General features: G+C 74.3%; 13 protein-coding genes. 3 read left to right on the forward strand and 10 right to left on the reverse strand.

Annotated features, from left to right (window positions below; all coding sequences use genetic code 11):
- Window positions 1-78: 78 nt before the first annotated feature.
- A complete protein-coding gene (locus OG370_RS15385; RefSeq protein ID WP_328464585.1) occupies window positions 79-525 on the forward strand; it encodes a carboxymuconolactone decarboxylase family protein in 447 nt (148 codons plus the stop codon).
- Window positions 522-1268 carry an isocitrate lyase/PEP mutase family protein gene (locus OG370_RS15390; protein ID WP_328464587.1) on the forward strand — a complete coding sequence of 249 codons (747 nt, stop codon included), beginning with the start codon at window positions 522-524 and terminating at the stop codon, window positions 1266-1268. Before OG370_RS15385 ends, OG370_RS15390 begins: the two co-directional genes overlap by 4 nt.
- Window positions 1269-1413: 145 nt before the next feature.
- On the opposite strand, the gene OG370_RS15395 is transcribed toward OG370_RS15390, so the two are convergent.
- The 7 genes from OG370_RS15395 to OG370_RS15425 form a co-directional block, all read right to left on the reverse strand.
- Window positions 1414-3687 carry a xanthine dehydrogenase family protein molybdopterin-binding subunit gene (locus OG370_RS15395; protein ID WP_443060868.1) on the reverse strand — a complete coding sequence of 758 codons (2274 nt, stop codon included), beginning with the start codon at window positions 3685-3687 and terminating at the stop codon, window positions 1414-1416.
- 41 nt (window positions 3688-3728) lie between these two features.
- Window positions 3729-5819 (reverse strand): 2Fe-2S iron-sulfur cluster-binding protein, encoded by a 2091-nt coding sequence (locus OG370_RS15400; protein ID WP_328464589.1) that lies wholly within the window; start codon window positions 5817-5819, stop codon window positions 3729-3731.
- Window positions 5816-6688: an FAD binding domain-containing protein gene (locus OG370_RS15405; protein ID WP_328464591.1), complete on the reverse strand. Its 873-nt coding sequence runs from the start codon at window positions 6686-6688 to the stop codon at window positions 5816-5818. Before OG370_RS15405 ends, OG370_RS15400 begins: the two co-directional genes overlap by 4 nt.
- 264 nt (window positions 6689-6952) lie before the next feature.
- Complete coding sequence (locus tag OG370_RS15410) at window positions 6953-8581, reverse strand: beta-N-acetylhexosaminidase (protein ID WP_328464593.1); 1629 nt, start codon at window positions 8579-8581, stop codon at window positions 6953-6955.
- An 88-nt stretch (window positions 8582-8669) separates the two neighbouring features.
- Window positions 8670-9857: a tetratricopeptide repeat protein gene (locus tag OG370_RS15415; RefSeq protein WP_328464595.1), complete on the reverse strand. Its 1188-nt coding sequence runs from the start codon at window positions 9855-9857 to the stop codon at window positions 8670-8672.
- A gap of 58 nt (window positions 9858-9915) precedes the next feature.
- Window positions 9916-10224, reverse strand: coding sequence for a DUF3039 domain-containing protein (locus tag OG370_RS15420; RefSeq protein WP_328464597.1), 309 nt, complete (start codon window positions 10222-10224; stop codon window positions 9916-9918).
- Between the two features lie 11 nt (window positions 10225-10235).
- Window positions 10236-10823 carry a YqgE/AlgH family protein gene (locus OG370_RS15425; protein ID WP_328464599.1) on the reverse strand — a complete coding sequence of 196 codons (588 nt, stop codon included), beginning with the start codon at window positions 10821-10823 and terminating at the stop codon, window positions 10236-10238.
- A gap of 154 nt (window positions 10824-10977) precedes the next feature.
- On the opposite strand from OG370_RS15425, the gene murA reads away from it, so the two are divergent.
- Complete coding sequence (gene murA, locus OG370_RS15430) at window positions 10978-12336, forward strand: UDP-N-acetylglucosamine 1-carboxyvinyltransferase (RefSeq protein WP_328464601.1); 1359 nt, start codon at window positions 10978-10980, stop codon at window positions 12334-12336.
- Window positions 12337-12580: 244 nt separating this feature from the next.
- Here murA and OG370_RS15435 read toward each other — a convergent pair whose 3' ends face one another.
- The 3 genes from OG370_RS15435 to OG370_RS15445 form a co-directional block, all read right to left on the reverse strand.
- Complete coding sequence (locus OG370_RS15435) at window positions 12581-12862, reverse strand: HU family DNA-binding protein (RefSeq protein ID WP_103888102.1); 282 nt, start codon at window positions 12860-12862, stop codon at window positions 12581-12583.
- Window positions 12863-13053: 191 nt separating this feature from the next.
- Window positions 13054-14496 carry an NAD-dependent malic enzyme gene (locus tag OG370_RS15440; RefSeq protein WP_328464608.1) on the reverse strand — a complete coding sequence of 481 codons (1443 nt, stop codon included), beginning with the start codon at window positions 14494-14496 and terminating at the stop codon, window positions 13054-13056.
- A gap of 431 nt (window positions 14497-14927) precedes the next feature.
- On the reverse strand, window positions 14928-17213 hold the full coding sequence (locus OG370_RS15445; RefSeq protein ID WP_328464610.1) for a HelD family protein: 2286 nt from the start codon (window positions 17211-17213) through the stop codon (window positions 14928-14930).
- Between the last annotated feature and the right edge of the window lie 92 nt (window positions 17214-17305).

Below are 17305 nucleotides of genomic sequence, written 5' to 3' on the forward strand. Positions count from 1 at the left end.
CGCCGCCTGGATTGGCCCGGAGATCGGGAGTCGTAGTGGCCCAGGGGTGGAGGGGCGGGGGGACGTAGCGTCAGGGGTATGACGCGACGAGGGAGTTACGCACAGCAGGCGCCGGACGTGTTCAGGACGATGCTGGCGTTCAGTCAGGCGGCCGTGAAGGGGCTCGACCCGGTGATCGGGGAACTGGTGAAGATCAGGGCCTCGCAGATCAACCGGTGCGCGTTCTGCCTGGACATGCACGTGAAGGACGCGCGGAAGGCGGGCGAGAGCGACGAGCGGATCGACCTGCTGGCGGCGTGGGAGGAGGTCGACGGGCTCTACACCGACAAGGAGCGGGCGGCGCTGGCGCTGACCGAGGCGGTCACGGTGCTCACCGAGGGGTTCGTGCCGGACGAGGTGTACGCGCGGGCCGCGGCGCACTTCGACGAGGCCGAACTGACCCGGCTGGTCAGCGCGATCGTGGCGATCAACGCGTGGAACCGCTTCAACGTGACGTTCCGCACGGCCCCCGGGAGCCAGGCATGAGCGGCACGGCCATCGGCGGCAAGGCCGCCGTCCTGCGCGCCCTGCACCACGACCGGGCGGCCGACGATCCGCTGGTGCTGCCCGGACCGTGGGACGCCGCGAGCGCGAAAGTGTTCGCGGATGCCGGCTTCCCCGCGCTGGCCACGCCCAGCGCGGGGGTCTCGGCGTCGCTCGGCTACCCCGACGGGCAGGGCACTCCCCCGGCCGAGATGTTCGCCGCGATCCGCCGGATCACCCGGGCCGTGGACGTGCCGGTCAGCGCGGACGTCGAGGCCGGATACGGGCTGCCCGCCGCGGAGTTGGTGGAGCGGCTGCTCGAAGCGGGGGCCGTCGGGTGCAACCTGGAGGACTCCGACCCGGCGACGGGTGCGCTGCGGGACCCGGGCGCCCAGGCGGAGTTCCTCGCGGAGGTGCGGGCCGCGGCGGGCGACGCGCTCGTCCTCAACGCGCGCGTCGACACGTATCTGGCGGGGGCCGACCGTACGCCCGCGGCCGCGATCGCCCGAGGGCGGCGGTACGCCGAGGCCGGGGTGGACGTGATCTACCCGATCCTCGCCGGTCCGCAGACGCTCGGCCTGATCGCCGAGGGGGTCGGGCTCCCCGTCAACGCGCTGTGCAAGCCGGGCGGGCCGGCGCCCCGCGAACTCGGGGTGTTCGGCGCCACCCGGGTGACCTTCGGGGGAGGCATGCAGCACCAGGCGATGGACGATCTCCGCGTCACCGCGGAGGCGTTGCGGGGCTGAGCCGGTCCGCCCGGACTGCCCCGTCCTGGGAGTACCCGGACCTGACGGCCGGTGGGTGGCTCGTCGCTGCGGGTACCCCCTCGGGGGGAGTTCCCCGCGACCCTGTCGGTGCACGCCGGGACCCCGAGGGCGAGGCGGGGGCTTCTTACGGGGTGGGGGGTTTGACGACGGCTGCCTGGGGGCGGATAGGGAGGCGGTTGACGGGGCGGCCGGTGGCCGCGCGGACCGCCGCGGCGACGGCGGCCGGTGAGGTGACGACGGGCACCGCGGAGACGGCCTTGGCCCCGAAGGGCGCGACGACGTCACGTTCCTCGACGAGCTTGACGATACGGACGTCGGGCGCGTCGAGGGCGGTCGGCAGCGGATACCCGGTGAGGTTGGGCCGCTTGACGATGCCGCGCGGCGCCCGCAGGTCCTCCATGAGGGCCAGCCCCAGCCCCTGGGTGACGCCGGCCTCGATCCGGGCGGCGAGCTGGCGCGGGTTGAGCACGCGCCCGACGTCCTGGGCGACGGCGAGCTCGACCACCCGCACCGCGCCCAGCTCGATGTCGACGTCGACCACCGCGCGGATCGCGCAGAAGGTGAGCCCGACGAAGGCGTCGCCCTGGCCGTTGTCGTCGAGCCGGTCGGTGGGGTGCGGGCGGCACTGCGCGGTCGCCCACAGCTCCTTGCCGTCGAGCGTCTCGGCGACCGTCGTGGACAGCACCCCGTCGTAGGACGTGATCTTGCCGTCGGCGATGGACAGCAGCTCCACGGACATGCCGAACTTCGCGGCGAGCGGCTGGAGCAGCTGGGTGCGGACCATCTTCGCGGCGCGCTCCACCGCCCCGCCCGACACCCAGGTGTGCCGCCCACGGGCGGCGGGCCCGGCGGGCGGCTGGTCGGTGTCGGACGGCAGCACCCGCACGTCGTCGACGCCCAGCACCTCCTGCACGATCTGCCGGGCCAGCGTGGTGAACCCCTGCCCGGTCTCGACGGCGGCGCAGATGACGGTGGCGCGGCCGTCGTGGATGCGTACGGTCGCGGTGGACACCTCGTCGGCGCCCTCGGCGCCCAGCAGGTGCACCATGCCGAGCGCGTAGCCGACCCCGCGGCGCACCGCCCCGGGCTCGCCGGCGCCGGAGACGCCGCCGGGCAGCAGCCACTGGGACTCGTCGTCGCCGTCGGGCAGCGGCGGCAGGTCGGCGTCGCGCACGGCCTTGAGGAGTTCGCCGACCGGCGCCGGGCAGGTGACGGTCTGGCCGGTGGGCAGCAGGTCGCCGGTGGCCAGGACGTTGCGCATCCGGATCTCGGCCGGGTCCAGGCCGAGTTTGGCGGCGAGCTTGTCCATCTGGCCCTCGTAGGCCGCGCAGACCTGGAGGGCGCCCTCACCGCGTACGTGCCCGGACGGCGGGTTGTTGGTGCGCACCACCCAGCCCTCGACGAAGACGTGCGGCACCACGTAGGGGCCGGCCGCGAAGGCGACCGCGGCGGCGAGCGCGTCGGAGGACGCGTCGGCGTAGGCGCCCGCGTCGAGCAGCACCTGCGCCTCGACCTTGACCAGGCGGCCCTCGGCGTCGGCGTGGTGGCGGTAGCGCAACAGGGTCGGGTGGCGGTGGGCGTGGCCGAGGAAGGACTCCTCGCGGGTGGCCACGAACTTCACCGGGCAGCCGGTGCGCAGCGCCAGCAGGCCCAGCGGGAGCTGGATGCCGGAGTCCTCGCGGTCACCCATCGCGCCGGGCACTCCGGTGACGACGACCTTGACCCGGTCGGCTTCGAGCCCGAAGCAGGCGGCGGCGATGTCCCGGTCGGCGTGCGGGTCGGTGGAGGCGACGTAGAGCTCCACGCCGCCGTCGGGGCGCGGGACGGCCAGGCCGGCCTCGGCGCCGATCGGCGCGGGGTCCTGGCGGCCGACCCGGTACAGGCCCTCCACCACGACCTCGCCGACCGCCTCCGGGTCGCCGAAGCGCAGCGGGATGTGCCGGATCAGGTTGCCGTCGGGGTGCAGCGGTTCCGCCGCGAACGCCTTCTCCGGGTCGGTGACCGGCTCCAGCACGTCGTACTCGACGAGGATCGCGGCGGCGGCCAGCCGGGCGGTGTCGGGGTGGTCGGCGGCGACCGCGGCGATGGGCTCGCCGTGGTGGCGTACGACGTCGTGGGCGAAGACCGGCCGGTCGGCGACCTTGCGGCCGTGCATGGCGTCGCCGGGCACGTCCTCGTGGGTGACGACGGCGCGTACGCCGGGCATCGCGACCGCGTCGGAGGTGTCGATCCGGGTGATCCGCGCGTGCGGGTACGGCGAGCGCAGCACCGCGGCCCACAGCAGCCCCTCGGCCCACAGGTCGGCGGCGTACGGGTAGGTGCCCTGCGCCTTCGGCAGCGCCTCGGTGGAGGGCACCGGCGCGCCGATGCCGTGCGGTTCGCCGCCCTGGCCGGCCAGCGTCTCGGCCACCGCTCCGGGGCCCTCGACGATGCTGCTGCTCACTGGGCACCTCCCGAGCCCGCGGAGCCGCCCTGGTGGGGGACGCGGGCGGGGTCGTCGGGCCCCGCGGCCGCGGGGTCGTCGGGGTCGCGGCCGGTGTCGCGCGCGGCGACGACCGAGCGGACGGCGTCGAGGACGCCGCGGTAGCCCGAGCAGCGGCAGAGGTTGCCGCTGAGCGCCTGGCGGACGTCCAGGTCGGTGGGCTTGTGGTTGCCTTCGAGCAGGTCGTGGACGGTCATCGCCATGCCGGGGATGCAGAAGCCGCACTGCACCGCGCCGCTGTCGGCGAGCGCGCACTGGACGTCGGAGGGCCGGCCGTCGACGGTCAGGCCCTCGACGGTGCGCACCTCGCTGCCGGCCGCGGTCGCCGCGGGCACCAGGCAGGACGCCACCAGCCGCCCGTCGACCTGGACGGAGCAGGCGCCGCACTCGCCCTGCTCGCAGCCGTCCTTGGCGCCGGCCAGGCCCAGCCGCTCGCGCAGGACGTACAGCAGGGACTCGCCGAGCCAGGCGTCGGTGACGGGCCGGTCGGTGCCGTTGACCCGGAGCATGTAGGAGGCGAGCGGGTGCTCGCTGCGGGTCGGCTCGGGGGATTCGAACGGCTCCGCCGGGTCCGGATCGGCCGAACCGGCGTCCGCGGTGCCGAAGTCGGCCGCGGCGTCCGGGGCGGCGCCGGGGTCGCCGTCGGACGCGTCGTCGCCGTGCGGGTTGCCGTCCGCGCCGTCCTGACCGTCCTGGCCGGGTCCGGCGCCGAAGTCGGGGCCGACGTCGGAGCCGAGTTCGGGGCCGACGTCGTGCGGGGACGCGCCGTCGGTGCCGGACACTTCGGCGGCCTCGGCGGCCTCGGCGGCCTCGGCGTCATCCGGGCGGTCCGCGCCGGGTGTTGCCGCGGACTCCCGCAGGTCGTCCGGGATCGCGAGGTCGGCGAGGCCCGCGGGGTCGCCGTGGCCGCCGGGCCGGGCCGATCCGACGTCCTCGCCGTACCCGGCCGGCTCGTCGACGGCGGCCGGCTGGTCGAAGGACGGTACGGAGTAGGGGATCTCGCCGCCCGCGGCGGCGTCGTGGCCCGCGGGCCGGTCCTGCCCGGTGTCGATGCCGTCGGCCGTGGAAGGCGCGGACAGCGCGGAAGGGACGTGAGGCGCGCGGGGCGCGGGAGGCGGGCCCTCGGGGTCGTCCACGATGCCCGACCAGGCCGCGTCCGCCGCCGGCGCGTGCGCGGGCAGCCACGGCACCGCGTCGCCGCCCTCGGGGCCGGTGAACGGCATCTCCCAGTGGCCGCTGCCGGGGTCGGACGGCGCCTCGGCGCCGCCGCGCTCCCGCTCGGCCGCGGCCCGCTCCCGCGCCGCCTGGGCGGCGGCAGCGGCACCCTGGCCGAACATGCCCGCGGGGAAGGACTGGGTGGGCGCCGGTGAGGGCGTCTGGTCCCAGGAGGGTGAGAAGGCACCGAGGGAGTACTCGCCGGACTCGGCCTCGGACTCCTCCCTTATGACCGGGATCGACCAGGCGGTGACCGGGTCGTGGTCGCCACCCGTACCGCCCGCACCGCCGACGCCGGCCGCGCCACCGGTTCCGCCCGCGCCAAGGCCGCCGGTGCCCGAACCGCCGTCGCCGTGCCCGTCGCCGTGCCCGCCACCGGGAGCACCGGCCGGGACATCCTGCCCGCCGCCGTATCCCCCGTGCCCCCCGTGCTCGTAGGGCCGCTCGGGGTTGCCGGGCCGCTCGGGGTTGCCGGGCAGCCGGCCGGAGTGCCCGCCGTGCGGGCCGGGTTGCTGCTCCTGCGGCCGGTAGTCGTACGCCGAGCCGCCGCCCGGGCCGGGCCCGTACAGCGGCTGACCGACCTGGTAGCCGCCGTTCTCCAGGTAGCCGGCTTCCTCCTCGGAGTGGCCGGACCAGCCGGGGCCGGCCGGGCCGTGCGCGCCGAGCGGGTCCTCGCCGGGGCGCGGCTCGGGCGGGAGTTGGGCGGCGAAGGAGACGTGCATGGTCTGGTCGGGGTCGTAGTCCCCGCCACCGGGCACCGGCTGCCAGGCGCCGGAGGTGCCGGGACCGTGCCGGCCCTGCTGGTCCCGCTCGTTCGGCTGCTGGTCGGTCATGCCAGGGCCCTCCCGAGCGCTCGGCGGGACAGTGCGGCCACGGTGCGGCGCAACTGGACGGCGGCGGGTGGCAGTTCGACACCTGGCTGGTCGGGGATGCAGGCGGCGGCCACGTACTCCCCGAAGGCGGTGCACGCCTCCGGGGCGAGGCTGCGCTCGCCGTCCCAGTCGATCAGCCCCGCCACCCACTGCTCGGCCTCCAACGGCCGCAGCGGCACGGGCGCGACGGCGCCGACCGAGCAGCGCACCTGGCGCCGGGCGGGGTCGACGACGAGGGCGACCGAGGCGACCGCCCGGCCGGGTCCGGTGCGCCCGGTGGCCTTGAGGAACGTCTGCGGGGCGTGCAGCAGCGGGATACGGACGAAGGCGAGCAACTCCCCGGGGCGCAGCGGGTCCATGCCGGTGAGCAGGTGGCTGACCGGCAGTTCGCGGTCGCCGTCCGGCCCGGCGAGGATCACGCTCGCCTCCAGGGCGGCCAGCACCGGCAGGGCGTCGCCGGTGGGCGCGGCGCTGGCGATGTTGCCGCCGAGGGTGCCGGCGTTGCGGATCTGCGGGGGGCCCGCGGAGCGGGCGGCGGCGGCCAGCGCGGGGATCAGCGCGGCGAAGTCGGGGCGCCCCATGCGGGCGTGGGTCAGTCCCGCGCCGAGCAGGGCGGCCCCGTCGGCGTACTGCCAGCCGCGGATCTCGCTGATCCGGCCGAGGCCGACGAGCGCGGCCGGGCGCAGCAGGCCGGAGTTGACCGACGCCATCAGGTCGGTGCCCCCGGCGACGGGCACGGCACTGGGCATGTCGGCCAGTGCCGCCACCGCCTCGTCGAGCGAGGAGGGCAGCGTGACGTTCGCCGCCTCCTGCCGTGCATACGTGCTCACGACGCTGCCCCTTCCCGGCCTACCTACGTCACGCGGTAGCCGTACCGTACGTGCTGACAGCCCGGACGTGGCAACTCTGGCACATGTTCCGGGGCGCCCGACGCGAGGGTCCACGAAGTACCGATCCGCCCCTCACAGGGTTGATCGTACGACTGGACACGGATCGGGCGCAGTGTCTGGATTGCCACCCTTCAAGGCAGTTGGGACGGTACGGGTCCAGGGTGCCGCCGCGGCGCTCGCCGCGGCGGCGGGTTCCCGGTTCGGTCACACGATCGGGGGCGAACCGGGCTTCGGGCGGCCGAGGACGCCGGGGCGGCGCTGCCAGGGCAGCGGGCCGCCGGGTGGGCGGTATTCGACGCCGAGAGCGTCGAGCCGGGCGTAGTGGGTGCGCATCCGGGCCTGGAAGTCCGGCCAGTCCCGGTCGGCGGGGGCGCCGAGCGCGGACCAGGCGACCTCGGCGAAGGCGGCCAGCCGGGGGAAGACCATGTAGTCGACCGCGCGGACCGAATCGAGCACCTCGGTCCAGACGTTGGCCTGGGTGCCGATGACGTGGGCGGCCTCCTGCGGCGTCAACTCCGGTGGGACCGGCTCGAACCGGTAGACGTCCTCCAGGGTGCGGACGTACCCGATGGGCACCGGCTCGTCGGGCGAGTCGGACTGTCGCCAGTCGAGATAGACATGGCTCTCCGGGCACATCACGACGTCGTGTCCGGCCCGGGCGGCGGTGATTCCGCCGCGGCACCCGCGCCAGGAGGAGACCGTGGCGCCTTCCGGCAGGCCGCCCTCCATGATCTCGTCCCACCCGATCAGCCGCCGGCCGCGCTCGGCGAGCCAGCGGTCGAAGTGGCTGATCAGCCGGCTCTGGAGTTCGTCCTCGTCGCGCAGGCCGAGTTCGACGATGCGGTCCTTCGCGGCGAGCGAGGCGGTCCACTGCTCCTTGGGGCACTCGTCGCCGCCGATGTGGAAGAACGTGCCGGGGAACAGCTCCAGCAGTTCGGTGAACACCTCCTCGTAGAAGCGCAGCACGGCCTCGGTCGGGGCGAGCACGTTGGGGTTCACGCCCCAACTGGTGAGCACCGGCAGGGCGCTGGTGTCGAGCACGTCGGTGTTGCCGAGTTCCGGGTAGGCGGAGATGGCGGCCTGGGAGTGGCCGGGGATGTCCACCTCGGGAACGACGGTGATGTGCCGGGCGGCGGCGTATCCGACGATCTCGCGGATGTCGTCCTGCGTGTAGTAGCCGCCGTGCGGGCGCTCGTCCCACAGCGGGGACTCGCGCAGGCCGACCTTGGTGCGCTCGCGCCAGGCGCCGACCTCGGTGAGGCGGGGGTGGCGGCGGATCTCCACCCGCCAGCCCTGGTCGTCGGTGAGGTGCAGGTGCAGCACGTTGAGCTTGTGCGCGGCCATCAGGTCGAGGTAGCGGAAGACCACGTCCTTCGGCATGAAGTGGCGGGCCACGTCCAGCATGAAGCCGCGCCAGCCGAAGCGGGGGGCGTCGGCGAGGTGGCAGGCCGGTACGGTCCAGGTGCGTTCGGCCAGCGGGGCACGGCGGAAGGCGTCTGGGCCGAGGAGTTGGCGGAACGTCTGGGCGCCCCAGAAGACGCCGGCCGGGCCCGCGCCGGTGATCCGTACGCCGCCCACCGGGTCGACGGTCAGGCGGTACCCCTCCGGCCCGCCCGGCACCGTCTCGTCCACCGCCAGCCGCACGGCTCCCCCGCCCGACGCCTCCCCCGCGGAAAGCGGCAACCCCGTCGCCGCGCCCACGGTGCCCCGCAGCCACCGCGCGGCCGCCTCCGTACCCGGCCCGGCCGCGATCACCGTCTCCGGCCGCAGCGTGAAGACTTCGTCGTCGGCGGAGTACGTCGTGGCGTCGCTCGGCATGGGGATGAGATCCATGGGCCCATCCTGCAATACGCCCCACCGATTGGCATAGACCAATACGCCGCCCCGCGCCCTGCGTACGTGCGGCTCCTCCGGGGGAGGGCTAGAGCGCGCGGCGCCGCAACACGTGGAGGCGGGCGGAGAAGACGCTCGCGGCGAGCCACCCTCCGACCGTCCAGCACAGGTGCCCGAGGGCGACCGGCGCCCACGCCTCCGTGGAGGTCCGCCCGCGCACCGCGAGCGCGAGGGTCCCTCCGATCAGGAGCCCCGTGGCGGTGAGTTGGAGCCGGACCAGTCCGGCGTAGCGAAGGATGCGGCGGGCGAACATCTCGCCGTACCACCAGGGCACGCTCAGCAGGACCGCGCAGACCGCGGCGAGCCCGGCCACGGAGAGCAGGGCCACGGACCACAGCGGCCAGGGCGCGCCGCGCCACGCCCGGTCGGCGACGAGCCCGGTCGTGAGCAGCGCGGGCAGCGGCAGGACCGTCGCGACATGCACCGCGGCGATCCGCCACAGCCATTCGTCGCCGACCATCTCGGTGCGGGTGGTGGCGCGGACCCCGCGCAACCGCGTGCGCGCGCTCACCCCGGACCGCCGGGACCCCATGGCGGCCAGCACCCCGATCAACCCGAAGGTGACCCCGAAGACGATCCCGGCGGCCACCAGCTCCCAGGTCCCGCCGGTCTCGATCCGGTAGAGCTGCACCCCGAGGAAGACCGCCAGCCCCACGCCGCCGAGCACCGCGCCTCCGCGCGGCACCACGAGCTGCCCGGGTGCCGCGCCGAGCGTGAGCGCCCGCTCGGCCGCCGCACGGTGCTCCGCGCGGTTGCGGCGCGGTATCCGCCCGAACACGCCGCGCCCCGCGGACAGCGAGCGGGCCAGCGCGATCTGCGCCTCCGCCTCGCGCGGGGCGAGCGCGACCGCGCGGCGGGCGGCCGCGATCGCGTCGGGGATACGGCCGAGCCGCCGGTAGACGTCGGAGAGCAGCACCGACGGCTCCCAGCCGTCGGGGTCCGCCCCGGTCGCCCGCAGCGCCACGGTGAGCGCGGCGTGCGCCTCGTCCAGCGACAGCAGCACCACCCCGGCCAGCACGAAGACGTCGCCGGCCTCGGCGGGCGAGGCGATCGCCAGCGCCCAGTCGACGGCGTCGCGGGCCTCCGCGGGCCGCTGCTCCTGCGCGAGCACCCAGGCGCGCAGCAGGTACCCCGCGCTGCCGTTGCGCTCCACGAAGGCGTCACTGATCAGCGCGTGCGCCTCGGCGAACCGGCCCTGGCCCACCAGGGAGTGCACGCGCTCACCGCTGCTCGCGTCGTCGTCCGGCGCGTCCGCCGCACCGAACGCGCCGCTGTCAGCCGTTGCCGCCCCTTCCGGACTTGCCGGAGCCGGACTTGTCGTTGGCGCCGCCGCCGGCCGGCATGCCCTCGTAGATCTCCTTGCACATCGGGCAGACCGGGTACTTCTTCGGGTCCCGGCCGGGGACCCAGACCTTGCCGCAGAGCGCGACGACGGGCGTGCCTTCCAGCGCGCTCGCCATGATCTTGTCCTTCTGGACGTAGTGCGCGTAGCGCTCGTGGTCGCCGTCACCGTGGGAGAGCTGCGGAGTCGGCTCGACCAGTGTGCCGGTGCCCGCCCCGCGCTCGGGCTCAAGAGTGCTCATAACCGTCAAGCCTAATTGAGAGAGGGATCGTCGGGATACGTGGCCACCATCGCGAGCTTGCCGCGCTGCCGGCGCAGTACCGCCCGCCACATCTTCTCCGGGTCCGGCGCGGACACGTCACCCGGCTCGGACTCGACGACGTACCAGGCGCCGTCGGCCAGTTCCTTCTCCAGCTGGCCCGGCCCCCAGCCCGCGTAACCGGCGAAGATCCGCAGCGAGCCCAGCTCCGCGGCGAGCAGCTCGGGCGGCGCCTCCAGGTCGATCAGGCCGATCGCGCCGTGCACCCGGCGCCAGCCCAGGATCGCCTCGTCGCCGTCCGCACCGGGCTCGCCGGGGACGACGGCCAGGCCGAGCGCGGAGTCCAGCGAGACCGGGCCGCCCTGGAAGATCACCGGCGGGGCGACGGTGAGCGCCGCCCACGACTCCAGGACGTCGCCCACGCCGACCGGCGTCGGCCGGTTCAGGACGACGCCGAGCGACCCCTCCGCGTCATGGTCGAGGAGGAGCACCACCGCCCGGTCGAAGTTGGGGTCCGCGAGCTTCGGCGTGGCCACCAGCAGTCGTCCGGTGAGCGAGGACACCTCGGTCATGGTGCACATGATCCCCCAACCGATGCCCGTTCGGAGGGTCAACGGCGGGGTAGGCGGACCCGTCAAGCGCATTACCATCTCTTCTGGTTCCCGCGCGGCGGCGAAAGACCCGCGGCCGTGCACGCCGAAGCCCGTACGACTTCTGAAGAAGATCGCGAGATCCATGACCGACATCGCCGATGTGCTGCTTGTCCATGGTGGGACCCCCCTGGAGGGCGAGATCAAGGTCAGAGGTGCGAAGAACCTCGTGCCGAAGGCCATGGTGGCCGCCCTGCTGGGCAGCGAACCGAGCCGGCTGCTGGGCGTGCCCGAGATCCGCGACGTGCGGGTGGTGCGCGGCCTGCTCCAGCTGCACGGCGTCACCGTGGAGAGCGGCGACGCGCCCGGTGAGCTGGTGCTGGACCCGCGCCGGGTGGAGAGCGCCAACGTGGCCGACATCGACGCGCACGCCGGCTCCTCGCGCATCCCGATCCTGTTCTGCGGCCCGCTGCTGCACCGGCTCGGGCACGCGTTCATCCCGGGCCTGGGCGGCTGCGACATCGGCGGCCGGCCGATCGACTTCCACTTCGACGTGCTGCGCAAGTTCGGCGCCACGATCGAGAAGCGCGCCGACGGCCAGTACCTGGAGGCGCCGCAGCGGCTGCGCGGCTGCCGGATCAGGCTGCCGTACCCGTCGGTGGGCTCCACCGAGCAGGTGCTGCTGACCGCGGTGCTCGCCGAGGGGGTGACCGAACTCACCAACGCCGCCGTGGAGCCGGAGATCGAGGACCTGATCTGCGTGCTGCAGAAGATGGGCGCGATCATCTCGGTGGACACCGACCGCACCATCCGGATCACCGGCGTGGACTCCCTCGGCGGCTACGTCCACCGGGCCATCCCGGACCGGCTGGAGGCCGCCTCCTGGGCGAGCGCGGCGCTGGCCACCGAGGGCGACATCTACGTGCGCGGCGCGCAGCAGCGCTCGATGATGACCTTCCTGAACACCTTCCGCCGGGTCGGCGGCGCCTTCGAGATCGACGACGAGGGCATCCGCTTCTGGCACCCGGGCGGCCCGCTGAAGGCCATCGCGCTGGAGACCGACGTGCACCCGGGCTTCCAGACCGACTGGCAGCAGCCGCTGGTGGTGGCCCTCACCCAGGCGTCGGGGCTGTCGATCGTGCACGAGACGGTCTACGAGTCCCGGCTGGGCTTCACCGAGGCGCTCAACCAGATGGGCGGGCACATCCAGCTCTACCGCGAGTGCCTGGGCGGCAGCGCCTGCCGGTTCGGGCAGCGCAACTTCCTGCACTCCGCGGTGGTGTCGGGGCCGACCAAGCTCCAGGGCGCCGACCTGGTCATCCCCGACCTGCGCGGCGGCTTCTCGTACCTGATCGCGGCGCTGGCCGCGCAGGGCACCTCGCGGGTGCACGGGATCAGCCTGATCAACCGCGGCTACGAGAACTTCCTGGCGAAGCTCCAGGGGCTGGGCGCCGACATCGAGCTTCCGCCGCTGCCGGACAGCGGGGCCGCCGAGGTGGCCTGAGAGCCCGACCCGAGCCGTGGCCGGAGCCGTGGGCCCCGGTCCCGCCGCTGGAGCCCCGACCCGAGCCTTCGTACGGCCCGCAGCGCCCCCGTACAGGCCGTGCGAGCCGTATGCCGCCGGTACGGAGCCCGGCCCGGCCGGTATGGCGGCTGCGGGCCCCTGCCGGCCCGGCAGACGCCGAGGGCGGCCGCCTCCCTCAGGAGGCGGCCGCCCTCGGCGTTTCGGTGCTACTGCACCACCGGGCTCACTTGCCCTTGGCGGCTTCCTTCAGCTTGGAACCCGCGGACACCTTCACGCTGTAGCCTGCCGGGATCTCGATCGGCTCACCGGTCTGCGGGTTGCGCGCGGTGCGGGCACTGCGGTGGGTGCGCTCGAAGGTCAGGAAGCCGGGGATGGTGACCTTCTCGTCACCCTTGGCCACGATCTCACCGACGGTCTCGGCGAACGCGGCCAGCACGGCGTCGGCGTCCTTGCGGGTCACCTCGGCGCGGTCGGCCAGCGCGGCCACCAGCTCACTGCGGTTCATATCTGTACTCCCGTGTTCTTGCTGCCATGGGGGCGCGAGCCGAAGCTTTTGCTGTGTGCCTCACCGCCCAGGTGTGCATCCTGCCCCCATATATGGGGGGAAAGCCAATCGCCTGCCCGCGCGAGTCGCGGAAAAAGCGCTGGGAGAGGCCAGGCGGCGGCACCCTGGGGCGAGAGCATCACGCGCTGTCGTCAGAGGGTCGACGCTGGGAATCCGTTTCCGCGCTCCGGGGTGACCGCCTTGGCCGCGTTCCTGACCGCGTCCGCGACCGCGCCGGCCACCTTGTCGTTGAAGACGCTCGGCACGATGTAGTTCGGGTTCAGCTCGTCGTCGCCGACGACCGAGGCCAGCGCACGTGCGGCGGCCAGCATCATCTCGGTGTTGACGGTGCGGGACTGCGCGTCCAGCAGGCCGCGGAAGACGCCCGGGAAGACCAGCACGTTGTTGATCTGGTTCGGGAAGTCGCTGCGGCCGGTGGCCACCACGGCGGCCGTCTCGCGCGCCTCGGCCGGGTCCACCTCGGGGTCGGGGTTGGCCAGCGCGAAAACGATGGCGCCCTCGGCCATCCGGGCGATGTCCGCGCCTTGCAGCAGGTTCGGCGCGGAGACCCCGATGAACACGTCGGCGCCCACCACGGCGTCCTTGAGGGTGCCGGTGGCGCCCTCGGGGTTGGTGTTCTCGGCGATCCAGCGCAGCGCGGTCTCGGGGCCGGCGTCCTTCAGGTCGTCCCGCTCGGCGTGCACCACGCCGTGGATGTCGGCGACCACCGCGTGCTTCACCCCGGCCGCCAGCAGCAGCTTGAGGATCGCGGTGCCGGCCGCGCCCGCGCCCGACATGACCACCCGCAGGTCGCCGATCTGCTTGCCGACGCAGCGCAGCGCGTTGGTCAGCGCGGCGAGCACCACGATCGCGGTGCCGTGCTGGTCGTCGTGGAAGACCGGGATGTCCAGCGCCTCGCGCAGCCGCGCCTCGATCTCGAAGCAGCGCGGCGCGGAGATGTCCTCCAGGTTGATGCCCGCGAAGCCCGGCGCGATGGCCTTGACGATCGCCACGATCTCGTCGGTGTCCTGGGTGTCCAGGCACAGCGGCCACGCGTCGATCCCGGCGAACCGCTTGAACAGCGCCGCCTTGCCCTCCATCACCGGCAACGCCGCCTTCGGCCCGATGTTGCCCAGACCCAGCACCGCGGAGCCGTCGGTGACCACGGCGACCGAGTTGCGCTTGATGGTCAGCCGGCGGGCGTCCTCGGGGTTCTCGGCGATGGCCATGCAGACCCGCGCCACACCGGGCGTGTAGACCATCGACAGGTCGTCACGGTTGCGGATGGGGTGCTTGGACTGCATCTCGATCTTGCCGCCGAGGTGCATCAGGAACGTACGGTCGGAGACCTTGCCGATGGTCACGCCGTCGATCGAGCGCAGCTTGCTGACGATCTCGGCGGCGTGGTCGGTGGAACTGGCCGCGATGGTGACGTCGATGCGCAGCTTCTCGTGGCCCGAGGCGGTCACGTCCAGGCCGGTGACCGACCCGCCGGAGGACTCGACCGCGGTGGTGAGCCGGCCGACCGCGCCCCCGCTGGCGGGGACCTCCAGCCGTACCGTGATCGAGTACGAGACGCTTGGCGCCGTTGCCATGACTGCCTTCTTCCGGTTCCTGCCTGAGGGATTCTCGTGATGGTCGCACCTACCGGCGGGTACGCGTAAACCCGCTCACAGTAGTGGAATCGTACTTCCGCGATACGGGAGCAGGCCACGCGCGGGGTGCACAGCGGCGGAAGAACACGTGGCGGGCGGGTGACGGACGACCAATTCCGGCCTGCGGGAAGAGGTTCGCAGGAGGGTTTGTTAGCCTGGGTACGGCACCGACTCGATCCAAGCCCCCGGGCCCAACCTTAGGCGCTTCGAGCGCCCACTTGCCGCGAGGCGAGCATGGCGGGTCGGTGTCACCAGCGTCATTCGGGCGCCCCCTTCGGCGAAGGGGGCGCCCGATGTGCGTCCGGCCGGCGCGGCCCGGTCCGCGCGCCGCCCGGCCGGGTCCGGTCCGCCCGGGCGCGCCGCGGCCGGGCTCAGTCCGCCCGCAACAGATCCGGCACGCCTGCCGCGTCGGGCAGGTCCGCGGGCACCGCCAGCACCGTGAGGCGCTGCGTGGCCCGCGTCAGGGCGACGTACAAGGTGCGCAGCCCCGCCGGGGACTCCTCCGCGATCTCCGCCGGCCCGACCACGACCGTCGCGTCGTACTCCAGCCCCTTGGCCTCCAGGCTGCCCAGCGCGACCACCCGGTCGCCGAGCCCGTCCAGCCAACGCCGGGCCTGCGCGCGGCGGTTCATCGCCACCACGACCCCGACGGTGCCGTCCACCTCGCCGAGCAGCCGCCGCGCGGCGGCCCGCACGTCGGCGCCCAGATCCTCGCCGGCCACGTCGTAGCGCGGCGCGATCCCGGTGGAGCGGACCGCGCGCGGCGACGGGCTGCCGGGCATCGCCAACGCCAGCACGGTGGAGGCGACTTCGGCGATCTCCGCGGGGTTGCGGTAGTTGACGGTGAGGGTGAACCGGCGGCGCGGACGGGTGCCCAGCGCCTCGTCACGCGCCCGGGCCGCCTCGTCGACGTCCGTCCACGAACTCTGCGCCGGGTCACCGACGATCGTCCAGGTGGCGGTGCGGCCGCGCCGGCCGACCATCCGCCACTGCATCGGCGTGAGGTCCTGCGCCTCGTCCACGATCACGTGCGCGTACTCGGTACGCTCCCGCGCCAGCCGCTCCGCCCGCTCCCTGCGGGTCTCGGCGCTCGCCTGCGGCATCAACTCCTCCAGCCCGGTGAGCTGGTCGAGCGGATCGACCTCGCGGCGCTTCTCCCGGGGCGGCGAACCCAGCAGCGTGTCCAGCTCGTCCAGCAGCGCCACGTCGTGCACCGAAGTGCCGGCCCGCCGCAGCGACCTGGCCACCCGGCGCACCTCCGGCGGGCTGAGCACCCGGCGGGCCCAGCGGGCCAGCCGCTTGTCGTCGGCGAGCGCGGCCAGCACCCGGACCGGCTCCAGCACCGGCCACCAGGCGTCCAGGAACTCCATGAAATCCGGCTCGGTGCTGATGTCCTCGTCGAAGCCCGCGCGCTCCTGCGCGGCGAGGTCCGGGTCGTCGAACCGGCGGCCGGTCTTGCGCCACAGCGCGTCCAGCAGCAGCCGTCTGGCGCGCGGGCGCAGCAGGTTGACCGGGGTGGTGCCGCCCAGCACCTGCTGGCGCACCGCGTTCAGCTCGTTCGCCTCCAGCTCCACCCGGCGGCCGAAGGCGACCACCCGCAGCCGCCCGCCCTGCGGGCTCGCGCCGCCGCCCGCAGCGGGGTCCGGCGGCAGCTCCAGGCAGCCGCGGGCCGCGTTGCGCAGCACCTTCAGCATCCGCAGCGAACCCTTGATCCGGGCCACCGCCGGGTCGTCGTACAGCTCCGCCGTCACGCCGTCGACCAGCGAGCCGACCGCGCGGATCGCGACCTGGCCCTCCTCACCGAGCGACGGCAGGACGCCCTCGGTGTACGCGACCAGCAGCGGGGTGGGGCTCACGCACAGGATGCCGCCGGAGTAGCGGCGGCGGTCCTGGTAGAGCAGGTACGCGGCCCGGTGCAGGGCCACCGCGGTCTTGCCGGTGCCGGGGCCGCCGGACACCTCGGTCACGGACGCGGCGGGGGCCCGGATCACCAGGTCCTGCTCGGCCTGGATGCTGGAGACGATGTCGCGCATGCTGTGCGTACGCGCCTGGCCGAGCGCCGCCATCAGCGCGCCGTCGCCGACCACCGGCAGCCCGGTGGTCAGCTCCGGGCGCAGCAGGTCGTCCTCGACGCCGAGCACCCGGCGGCCCTTGGAGCGGATCACCCGGCGGCGCACCACCCGGCCGGGCGCGACCGGCGTGGAGCGGTAGAAGGGCGCGGCGGCCGGCGCCCGCCAGTCGATCACCAGCGGGGCGTACTCCGCGTCGAGCACGCCGATCCGGCCGATGTGCAGGGTCTCGGCGATGTCCGCGGCGCCGTCGGCGCGGATCGCGTCGTCGGCGGGTTCGATCGAGGTGTACGCCCCGTCCGCGCCCTTCTTGCCGTCCTTGCCGGGCAGCAGGTCGATCCGGCCGAAGAGGAAGTCCTCGAACTCGCTGTTGAGGCGGTTGAGGTGGACGCCCGCGCGGAAGACCTGCGCGTCGCGTTCGGCCAGCGCGCCGGGCGTGCCGACCTGCCCGCGCTTGGCGGCGTCGCTCATCAGGAACTCCGCCTCGTGGATCTTCTCCTCCAAGCGGCTGTACACCCGGTCCAGGTGCGCCTGCTCCGCGGCGATCTCCTGGTCCCGGACCCCCGGTGCTGCGGTCTGCGCGGCCACGCAGGACCCCCTTCTGCTGTGCGACGCCCCGTGCGCGTCCGTGCGTGGGGCAGCCTGCAACCGTACGCGACCTGCGCGCCCGTGCCCACCCG

The organism is Streptomyces sp. NBC_00448 (assembly GCF_036014115.1).
Taxonomy (GTDB): domain Bacteria; phylum Actinomycetota; class Actinomycetes; order Streptomycetales; family Streptomycetaceae; genus Actinacidiphila.